This window comes from Fischerella muscicola PCC 7414, assembly GCF_000317205.1.
Classification (GTDB): Bacteria; Cyanobacteriota; Cyanobacteriia; order Cyanobacteriales; family Nostocaceae; genus Fischerella; species Fischerella muscicola.
This window is the reverse complement of sequence record NZ_AJLK01000200.1, coordinates 1-9,788: the sequence shown is the minus strand read 5'-3', so window position 1 is coordinate 9,788 and position 9,788 is coordinate 1. Positions and strand designations below refer to the sequence as shown.

Genomic DNA, 9,788 nt, shown 5'->3' with positions numbered 1-9,788 from the left:
GATTGCGATGGTCATCGAACTAAAATCCTCTTTTTTACTAAAATTGCAACGTTATTGAGGAATTAACGTTTTTTTTGACACTATCACAGATGCTGTTATACATCTGAATTTTATGAGAAACTACTGCTGAATCAGTCAGTTTTTCTCAGGGTTGCGTCATTAACCACAATGCCAGCTGTCAATTTAGCTAGCAATTGCTTAATGCTTCTTAACTTACCATATTTATCTTGCTTTGTGCCTGATTTACATATGCAAATCAGGTATTTAGCACAGACCTATTAAATATTATCAATATCAGAAATTTTACAATCTGACATAACTTTTCTCAGAAATCTTAAAAGAAACTTGCAATAGATCCATAGACAGTGGCAGACTTTTAAAGGGAATTTATCAATCGCCAAGGTAGTTCCATGACGACATCAACAACCATCAACAAAGACGAACGCGTCTTGCATCAAAAGGTTCTCGGTTCACGTCGGTTGAGTAACTACTGGTGGGCAAGTGTTGTGACTTTAGGCGCCACAGGTTTTTTCTTAGCGGCGTTATCTAGTTACCTGCATGTTAATTTACTCATAGTTACCGACCCAACTCAACTAATTTTTGTCCCACAAGGATTAGTTATGGGATTTTACGGTGTAGCTGGTCTACTCCTAGCCTTGTATCTGTGGTCAGTAATTTTATTGGATGTAGGTGGCGGATACAACGAGTTTAACCAGGAAACAGGCAAAGCTAAAATATTCCGTTGGGGTTTTCCTGGCAAAAACCGTCGTATTGAAATTGACCTTAACACCCAAGATATACAATCTGTAAAACTACAGATCAAAGAAGGTCTCAATCCTCGTCGTACTATCTATTTGCGTGTTAAAGGTCGTCGAGATATCCCCTTGACAAGAGTTGGTCAACCGATGCCTTTAAAAGACATTGAAATTCAGGGAGCAGAATTAGCTAAATTTCTAGGAGTACCTTTAGAAGGTTTGTAAGAAATGGAGTGTGGAGGCGTAGAGGTATAGGGGTGTAAGAAAATAATATTTTTTATACATACACAAACTGTCCTCTGCCTTCTGCCTTCAAATGTTACCCATCCTCGTAATCAGAAGCTAAGATACATTGGTTAAGTCTATAGAACTGGCTAATGCGGTTAAAATTTTCGGAGTTTTTAGTTGTATTTGTGATTGTCAGTGTCTTGCTGGTAGGTGGGTGTTCTACACAAAAAGTATCTTCTGAGACTTCATCCCCCTCAGCAACAGCGACGGAAGCAAGCACTAACAAAACTACACAGTCGACTACAGAAATAACTACAGATGCAACATCTGTATCTGAAGCTACACAAGAGGCTATTCCTGGAATGAAAGATTTACCAAGACTTGAAGGCAAAGCTACCGTGGTAATGACCGTCAAAGGTTCACCAATTACCATTGAAGTAGACGGTACTAATGCTCCCATTACTGCTGGTAACTTTGTAGACTTAGTACAACGGGGTGTATATGATGGTTTAGTTTTCCATCGAGTTGTACGTCAACCACAACCTTTTGTTGTGCAAGGTGGCGATCCCCAAAGTAAAGATCCAAAAGTTTCAGCCAACAGGTTAGGAACAGGTGGCTTTATTGATCCGAAAACAGGTACTGAGCGTTATATTCCCCTAGAAATTAAGCCGCAAGGAGCAGAAACCCCCATCTATGGCAAAACATTGGAAACAGCTCGCATAAATCAACCACCTGTGTTAACACATAAACTTGGTGCAGTCGCCATGGCGCGATCGCAAATGCCCGATTCTGCTTCCTCACAGTTTTACTTTGCTTTAGCTGATTTGGGTTTTCTAGATGGTAACTATGCTGTATTTGGCTACGTTACGGAAGGCATGGATGTAGTGAACAAAATTCAACAAGGCGATCGCATCGACTCAGCCAAAGTCACCCAAGGCGCAGAAAACTTGAAAAACAAGAATTAGTTGTTAGTTGGTTGTTGTTAGTTGGTTGGTAAATCCCTGAACAATTACTAACTACTAACAATCAACAAACAACAATCATTGTTGGTGATTGTTTACTGGTTGGTAAATCCCCAAACAACAACTAACAACCAACAATTACCAACCAACAACCAACAATCATTCAAACTTGGTAGAAGTCGTTGTTACTGGTATTAGTCTAGTTTCTGCCCTGGGCAAAAGCCTAGCAGATAGCTGGCAGCAATTACTAGCAGGTAAATCTGGTATCCAAATCTATCAACCATTTCCAGAATTAGAACCACGTCCTCTTGGGTTAATTGACAAGCAACCAGCACAGGTGGGAGTACTGACTCACCAACTGGTTGCTTCTGCCCTGCAAGATGCTGGATTAGTTTCTCCTCTGCCAAATTGCGGCGTTGTCATTGGTTCGAGTCGCAGTCATCAGGCAGCGTGGGAAGAAATGGCGAGGTGGATGTATCTGGAGGTAGAAAGTGGGGGGAGTGAGATAAATATTTTCCCCCTACACCCCTCACACCCCTCACACTCCTCACACCCCTCCATCTCTTTTTGGCTTGACACCTTACCACATATGAATGCGATCGCCGCTGCCAGACAAATTGGTGCGACTGGCATTGTTTTAGCACCAATGGCAGCCTGTGCTACTGGTATTTGGGCGATCGCTCAAGCTACATTCCTCATTCAATCTGGACAATGTCAGCAAGTCTTGACAGGAGCAACAGAAGCAGCAATCACGCCTCTGACTTTGACTGGCTTTCAACAGATGGGTGCTTTGGCGAAAACTGGGGCATATCCCTTTGATTTGCACCGTGAAGGTTTAGTTTTAGGAGAAGGGGGAGCAATACTCCTGTTGGAATCGGCAGAGTCAGCCAAGCAGCGTCAAGCCAAGGTGTATGGAAAGATACTCGGTTTTGGCTTAACAACGGACGCATATCATCCCAATACCCCAGAACCAGGAGGCAAAAGTGCGATCGCAGCCATTAAGCAATGTTTAGAACGTAGTCATCTCACACCAAAGGATATTGATTATATTCATGCCCACGGTACAGCTACGCAAATTAACGATAAAATTGAGAGTAAAATAATACAAGATTTATTTCCGCAAAGCATACCAGTGAGTTCTACTAAAGGAGCTACTGGACATACTATCGGTGCATCAGGAGCCTTGGGTATAGCTTTTTGTCTCATGGCATTACAGCAACAAATACTACCGCCATGTGTAGGGTTAAAACAGCCGGAATTTGATTTAAATCTTGTAAAAGAGGCACGTAAAACAAAGGTTCAACGGGTGCTGTGTTTCAGCTTTGGATTTGGAGGTCAAAATGCTGTGATAGCACTAGAAAAATAAAAATTCAATATTCAACTTATCTTATTTAAAAAATAAATATATCGAAAATTTTGATTACTAAATTTTACACATTTATCTGTAATTTCCCTGTGATTTCAACAGATTTTGACCGCTAAATGCTCCTCCTAGACGCCATTTAAAGAAAATAGATATGATAATAAAAGTCGATAAAACTTAAAAAATATTTATCTAATGCTGGTTTCCTCCTCTGGCTTGTCCAAGGTCAAAGAATCAATAAAAGAAAAGATTTTTTTTGGCAACGAACCAACTGCTGAGTTAATTGCCATTCTTACGGTTTACTTTGTCCAAGGAATTTTGGGGTTGGCACGTTTAGCCGTCAGCTTCTTTCTCAAAGATGAACTAGGGTTAACGCCAGCCCAGGTATCAGCCCTGATGGGTATAGTCGCCCTACCCTGGATAGTCAAACCACTATTTGGTTTCATTTCTGATGGTTTCCCCATCTTTGGCTATCGACGACGTCCATACCTGGTGTTATCGGGGATAATCGGAGCGGCTTCTTGGGTGAGCTTAGCCACAATTGTTCACACACCTGTACTTGCAACAGCAGCGACTGCTCTTGGTTCTTTATCTGTTGCTGTCAGTGACGTCATCGTTGACTCATTAGTTGTTGAACGAGCAAGAGTAGAATCCCAAGCGGAAGCAGGCTCCTTACAATCCTTATGCTGGGGCGCTTCTGCCTTTGGTGGTTTGATTACTGCTTACTTTAGCGGTGTGCTTTTAGAGCATTTTAGTAACCGCACCGTATTTGGGATTACCGCGTCTTTTCCCCTCATAGTCTCAGCAGTAGCTTGGTTCATAGCCGAGTCTCCTGTGAGTAAAAAAGATGAGAGTGAAAATGATCACACCAACTTGCGATCAATTCAGCATCAGCTGGGACAAATGCGCCAAGCCATTACTCAAAAATCTATTTGGCTACCGACAGCATTTCTCTTCATCTGGCAAGCTACACCAACCGCGGAATCGGCATTTTTCTTCTTCACTACAAACGAATTGCATTTTCAACCAGAGTTTTTAGGGCGAGTCCGCTTAGTAACTAGCGTTGCTTCCTTAGTAGGTATTTGGATCTTCCAACGTTTTCTCAAAACCGTCCCCTTTCGCGTCATTTTTGGTTGGAGTACTGTTCTTTCAGCCGCTTTAGGAATGACGATGTTGCTGTTGGTAACTCACACAAACCGCGCCTTAGGCATCGATGATCACTGGTTTAGTTTGGGTGATAGCCTGATTCTCACCGTCATGGGACAAATTGCCTATATGCCAGTGTTGGTACTAGCAGCCAGGCTTTGTCCATTGGGAGTCGAAGCAACATTATTTGCCCTGTTAATGTCAGTGACTAACTTAGCAGGACTACTTTCCTACGAGTTCGGTGCAGTATTAATGCATTGGTTCGGAATTACAGAAACAAATTTTGAAAACCTCTGGCTTTTAGTAATTCTGACTAACCTCAGTACTTTATTACCACTACCATTCCTCAACTGGTTGCCTGCTGCTGATTCTCAAACCGAGACACCTAAGAATCTGCAACCAGCCTCAGTACCAGATCATGAAGAATCTTTTGTACCAAATATGATGCCAGAGTTAATGCTACGAGAACTAGAATCGGAAGTAGCCAGGGATTAGGGAGATGGGGAGATGGGGGGCTAGGGGTCCCCACTTTGTGGGGTTGGGGGGCGATGGGGAGAAAAATTGCCTCCTTGTTTCCCTTGTCCTCCTTGTCTCCCTTCGTCCCCTAATCCCCGGACCGGGGGCCCCGAGTTCCCCTTGTCTCCCTTGTCCCCAATTCCATTTCAAGACATGCAGACTTTTGAAGCTCAAGAACAAATTTCTTATACCTCGAAAAAATCCTATAGCCGTAATGATTGGCAAGGTGGATATAAATCTTTAAAACAAGAATTTGATTATTGGATAGATGATATTGAAGAGCAAATTCCACCAGAACTTAAGGGCACGTTGTTCAGAAATGGCCCTGGTTTATTAGATATAAATGGGCAAACAATTCATCATCCCTTTGATGGAGATGGGATGATTAGCCGCATTACATTTTCAAACGGTCGCGCCCACTTCAGCAATCGCTTTGTCCGTACTGCTGGGTATTTAGAGGAACAAAAAGCGGGTAAAATTCTCTATCGGGGTGTTTTTGGCACACAAAAACCAGGTGGTTGGCTAGCCAATGCCTTCGACTTTAAGCTCAAAAATATTGCTAATACAAATGTTATCTACTGGGGTAATAAGCTACTAGCTCTTTGGGAAGCAGCTGAACCTCATCGCCTCGATCCCCACACATTAGAGACTTTGGGCAAAGAGTACTTTAACGGTGTGCTGTCAGAAGGGGAAGCTTTTAGCGCCCATCCCCGTTTTGATCCTAGTTGTGAATTTGATGATGGAAAACCTTGTTTAGTAAACTTTTCCATCAAGCCGGGGCTATCTACAACTTTTACTATTTTTGAGTTAGACACAACAGGCAGGATTATTAGAAAGCACGCCCATAGTGTACCAGGTTTCGCTTTCATCCACGATTTTGCTATTACCCCGAATTACTGCATATTCTTTCATAATCCTGTAACTTTCAATCCCATACCTTTTGCGTTGGGAATGCGTGGTGCAGGCGAATGTATTAAGTTTCAACCTAATCAACCAACGCGAATAATCATTATTCCTCGCAGAACCCTTGCTCAGGAGAGACGAAAGGGAGTGCAAATTCTCGAAACTCAATCTGGTTTTGTCTTTCACCATGCCAACGCTTTTGAGCAAGGTAACGAGATTATTATTGACTCTATTTGTTACGAATCTCTACCAGAAGTTGAACCAGAAAGTGACTTTCGACAGACTGATTTTGATGCTCTCAAGCCTGGGCAACTCTGGCGTTTTCACCTCAATCTCCAAGATCAGAGTGTACGGCGAAACTTGTTAGAAAGCCGTTGTTGTGAATTTCCGACTTTGCATCCTGAAAAAGTTGGGCGATCGCATCGCTATTTGTATATTGGTGCTGCTCATGCTTCCAATGGTAATGCTCCCTTGCAAGCGTTTTTGAAGATGGATCTGGAGTCAGGAGAACGGCAATTGTGGAGTGCTGCACCTAGAGGCTTTGCTAGTGAACCAGTGTTTGTACCCCGTCCCGGTTCTCAAAAGGAAGACGATGGTTGGGTGTTAGCTTTGGTTTATGATGCTAGTCGCGATCACTCAGATGTTGTAATTTTAGATGGTCGTAATTTCAACCAGGGGCCAGTAGCAAGACTACATCTGAAACACCATATTCCCTATGGTTTACACGGTAACTTTACTCCTGAAGTGTTTGTTTAAATGTAAAATTCCAATCTTTGAAACTAGGGCTGTTGGGATTTTTCCCTTCTGCCTTGTGCTTAACATTTCATCAAATTTCAAAAATCTTATGGCGGTTCGTGAAAATACAATCTGGGAGCGGTTTCTGTCGCCTGTAGTACGTCTTTTCATTAATGAAGAAGAGTTACAGCGTTACGCCAAGAGTGTGGACTGGGAGAAACAAAGCGATCGCTTTCGACGTGCTGATGTTACAATCCCTACTTACTACAGCAGTCAAAACTTCCACGGAATCAAAGGTGGATATCTGAACTCTGGTGCAGCAGTGACTTACGATGCTGTTACCCAATACGTTTTACCACCAAATGAAACTTGGGTACGTCAAGCTTTAATTGATGCGATCAAAGTCGTACCGCAACGCATAATAGATTTGGGCTGCGGTACAGGATCAACAACATTAATGCTCAAGCAGACTTTTCCTGATGCCGAAGTTATTGGTTTGGATTTATCCCCTTACATGTTGGTAAGGGCCTCTCATAAAGCCGAAAGTGCTGGTTTGCATATACACTGGCGACATGGCAATGCAGAAGATACTAGATTACCTGATAACTCTTTTGATTTAGTCACAGCAACTTTGTTGTTCCACGAAACACCAGTAGCGATTTCTGAGGCAATTCTGCGGGAGGCATTTCGCTTATTACGCGTTGGCGGACAAGTGCTGGTCTTGGATGGTAATCAAAAGACTCTACGTCAGATAGAATGGCTCAATAATGTATTTGAAGAGCCTTATATTCGTGAGTATGCAAATGGCAGTGTGGATGCGTGGATGGGTGCAGCAGGATTTGCAGGAGTACAAACTCAGGACGTATGGTGGACAAATCAGGTGACTAGCGGTATCAAACCGATTTCCACAACAGGAGAAACTGTGCAAACGATGCAACATGATACTCCGACATCAGCAGATAGTATCCTAGACAACAATGACTTACAGGGTTTCCCGTCTCCAGCTTTTGATACAACGGCATGACTTTAAAGGCAGTTCTGTTTGATTTTAATGGCGTCATCATCAATGATAAATCCATCCACTTACAATTAATTGATGAGATTCTCATTCAAGAAAACCTCCAACCTCAACGAAGTGATGAACGTCAAGCTTCTCTTGGACGAAGCGATCGCGCCTGTTTTCAAGATTTACTCACTCGTCGTGGTCGTGTTGTTACCCAAGAGTACTTAACTCAACTGTTGATCAAGAAAGCACAACTATATGCTTTGGAATTAGAAAAGCTGGAAAAATTGCCTTTATATCCTGGTTTAGATGACTTGATATTTCAGGTGCGATCGCGCAAGTTAAACTTAGCGTTAGTCAGTGGTGCAATTCGTAAAGAAATAGAACTTGTTCTGGAACGTGCCAAACTAACTGAATACTTTCCTGTGATTGTAGCTGGAGATGATATCATCACTAGTAAACCAGAACCTGATGGTTACTTGTTAGCTGTAGAACGCCTTAACCAAGCTTATCCAGATTTAGATTTACAATCAAGTGAGTGTTTGGTAATTGAAGATACCCCAGCTGGCATCCAAGCAGCAAAACGCGCAGGGATGCAAGTTGTGGGTGTAGCGAATACTTACCCGTTTCATATGCTTCAACGTCTAGCAAACTGGACTGTAGATTATCTAACTGATTTAGAACTAGAACGTGTACAGGAAGTATATTTACAAAACCAGTGCCAACTGAGTGCAGGTGAATGTTAACATAGGGAATTGTTGGTAGTTGATAGTTCGTTGTTGTTGGGTATTTTTTGATTATTCCCAAACAACAATCAACAAACAACAAACAACCTAGTTGGGGAATTAGCTCAGCTGGTAGAGCGCTGCGATCGCACCGCAGAGGTCAGGGGTTCGAGTCTCCTATTCTCCATTAACCTTAATTCCATATATAGCAACCATTTCAGTAATTTTTCACAGAGAAATTTGGGTGCTTCTATTGTCAATAATTATAGCTTGAGATACGGCAAATCAGGATAATCCTAGATAATTACTAGATAAGGATTATCTAGAATCGAGGCAACTATGCCACGCAAATCAAGCAAAGAATTGGTCAAGGTTCAGAACTGTAACGGCAGACTGAGACTGTACTGGTTGTACCAAGGGAAAGCTTACTATTTGTACTTAGGGCTACCGGATGGAGTAGCGGCTCGTAACGCAGCTACCAGTAAAGCAGCGATCATTGCCAATGACCTGATTAGCAATAACTTCGATACCACCCTCAACAAGTACAAACCGGAAGAACAAAGAACAGACCGTTTGAGCGCATCAGAATTAATGCAGAAATTCGCCGATACCAGGCGCAGTAAGTTGGATGCTCAAACACTGACCAAATACAAAATTATCGCAGACCATCTCAAAGAAGTTTTCAACAACAAACCAGCCTACGAAATCAACGAAGTACATACCGAAAAATTTAAAAAATTTCTCCTTGAACGACAAAAACCGATTACAGTCCGCGATCGCTTATCGGTTTTAAAGTCTTGTTGGGCTTGGGCAATTAAACACAAGATCCTTCCCGAAAATAATCCTTGGACGGAAACACTAACAGGACTAAAGGTTCCTAAAAAACCTCGTCCCAAACCTTTTACAAAAGAAGAATGCGAAGTAATTCTCGAAGGTTTTCGCAAGCACGAATACTACAGTCACTATGCAGACTATGTAGAATTCATGTTTTTGACTGGCTGTAGACCTGGAGAAGCTATCGGACTGCAATGGAAACACCTCTGGGATGATTGCTCCGTGATGTGGATTGGAGAAACCTTGGTAAGAGGCAAACGAAAAAGTACAAAGACTGACAAAGATAGATATGTCAAACTTTCTAAACGAGTTCAGGATATTTTACTGAATCGACGTGGAGACAACTGGGAACCTGAAGATTTAGTGTTTACAGGACCGAAGGGCGCTCCCATGAACGATAACAATTTTTGTAAAAGAATATGGAAAACAGTACTGCAATCAGTAGGTGTGACCTACCGCAAACCCTACACAACTCGCTCTACGTTAATTTCTCATTGGCTTCAACAAGGTGAAAATCCAGTGGTAATTGCTGAATCGACCGGACACGATGTGAGAGTACTTCTCGACTCCTATGCTGGAGTCGTAATCCACCAGCCGGAAACTCATGATTTTCTTAGT

At 42.3% G+C, this 9,788-nt stretch carries 8 protein-coding genes and 1 tRNA gene; all 9 read left to right on the top strand.

Going from position 1 to position 9,788, the window contains the following annotated elements; all coding sequences use genetic code 11:
- Nucleotides 1-410: 410 nt before the first annotated feature.
- Nucleotides 411-980 carry a photosystem I assembly protein Ycf4 gene (locus UYI_RS0130405; RefSeq protein ID WP_016870460.1) on the top strand — a complete coding sequence of 190 codons (570 nt, stop codon included), beginning with the start codon at nt 411-413 and terminating at the stop codon, nt 978-980.
- Between the two features lie 152 nt (nt 981-1,132).
- Nucleotides 1,133-1,948: a peptidylprolyl isomerase gene (locus tag UYI_RS0130400; RefSeq protein ID WP_016870459.1), complete on the top strand. Its 816-nt coding sequence runs from the start codon at nt 1,133-1,135 to the stop codon at nt 1,946-1,948.
- Nucleotides 1,949-2,114: 166 nt separating this feature from the next.
- A complete protein-coding gene (locus tag UYI_RS0130395; protein ID WP_016870458.1) occupies nt 2,115-3,311 on the top strand; it encodes a beta-ketoacyl-ACP synthase in 1,197 nt (398 codons plus the stop codon).
- A 192-nt stretch (nt 3,312-3,503) separates the two neighbouring features.
- A complete protein-coding gene (locus UYI_RS0130390; RefSeq protein ID WP_016870457.1) occupies nt 3,504-4,949 on the top strand; it encodes a folate/biopterin family MFS transporter in 1,446 nt (481 codons plus the stop codon).
- Nucleotides 4,950-5,123: 174 nt separating this feature from the next.
- A complete protein-coding gene (locus UYI_RS0130385) occupies nt 5,124-6,629 on the top strand; it encodes a carotenoid oxygenase family protein (RefSeq protein WP_016870456.1) in 1,506 nt (501 codons plus the stop codon).
- An 88-nt stretch (nt 6,630-6,717) separates the two neighbouring features.
- Nucleotides 6,718-7,632, top strand: coding sequence for a class I SAM-dependent methyltransferase (locus tag UYI_RS0130380; RefSeq protein WP_016870455.1), 915 nt, complete (start codon nt 6,718-6,720; stop codon nt 7,630-7,632).
- Nucleotides 7,629-8,357: an HAD family hydrolase gene (locus UYI_RS0130375; protein ID WP_016870454.1), complete on the top strand. Its 729-nt coding sequence runs from the start codon at nt 7,629-7,631 to the stop codon at nt 8,355-8,357. The genes UYI_RS0130380 and UYI_RS0130375 overlap by 4 nt, the downstream gene beginning before the upstream one ends.
- Nucleotides 8,358-8,450: 93 nt before the next feature.
- A tRNA-Ala gene (locus tag UYI_RS0130370) sits at nt 8,451-8,523 on the top strand.
- Nucleotides 8,524-8,675: 152 nt separating this feature from the next.
- Nucleotides 8,676-9,788, top strand: a 1,113-nt coding sequence (locus UYI_RS0130365; RefSeq protein WP_016870453.1) for a tyrosine-type recombinase/integrase, incomplete at its 3' end; no start/stop codon positions are given.

Bases quoted from the DNA above. Each gene is read 5' to 3' on its own strand.
- UYI_RS0130405 (WP_016870460.1), top strand. From the start codon at position 411: ATGACGACATCAACAACCATCAACAAAGACGAACGCGTCTTGCATCAA.
- UYI_RS0130375 (WP_016870454.1), top strand. From the start codon at position 7,629: ATGACTTTAAAGGCAGTTCTGTTTGATTTTAATGGCGTCATCATCAAT.
- UYI_RS0130380 (WP_016870455.1), top strand. From the start codon at position 6,718: ATGGCGGTTCGTGAAAATACAATCTGGGAGCGGTTTCTGTCGCCTGTA.
- UYI_RS0130385 (WP_016870456.1), top strand. From the start codon at position 5,124: ATGCAGACTTTTGAAGCTCAAGAACAAATTTCTTATACCTCGAAAAAA.
- UYI_RS0130400 (WP_016870459.1), top strand. From the start codon at position 1,133: ATGCGGTTAAAATTTTCGGAGTTTTTAGTTGTATTTGTGATTGTCAGT.
- UYI_RS0130390 (WP_016870457.1), top strand. From the start codon at position 3,504: ATGCTGGTTTCCTCCTCTGGCTTGTCCAAGGTCAAAGAATCAATAAAA.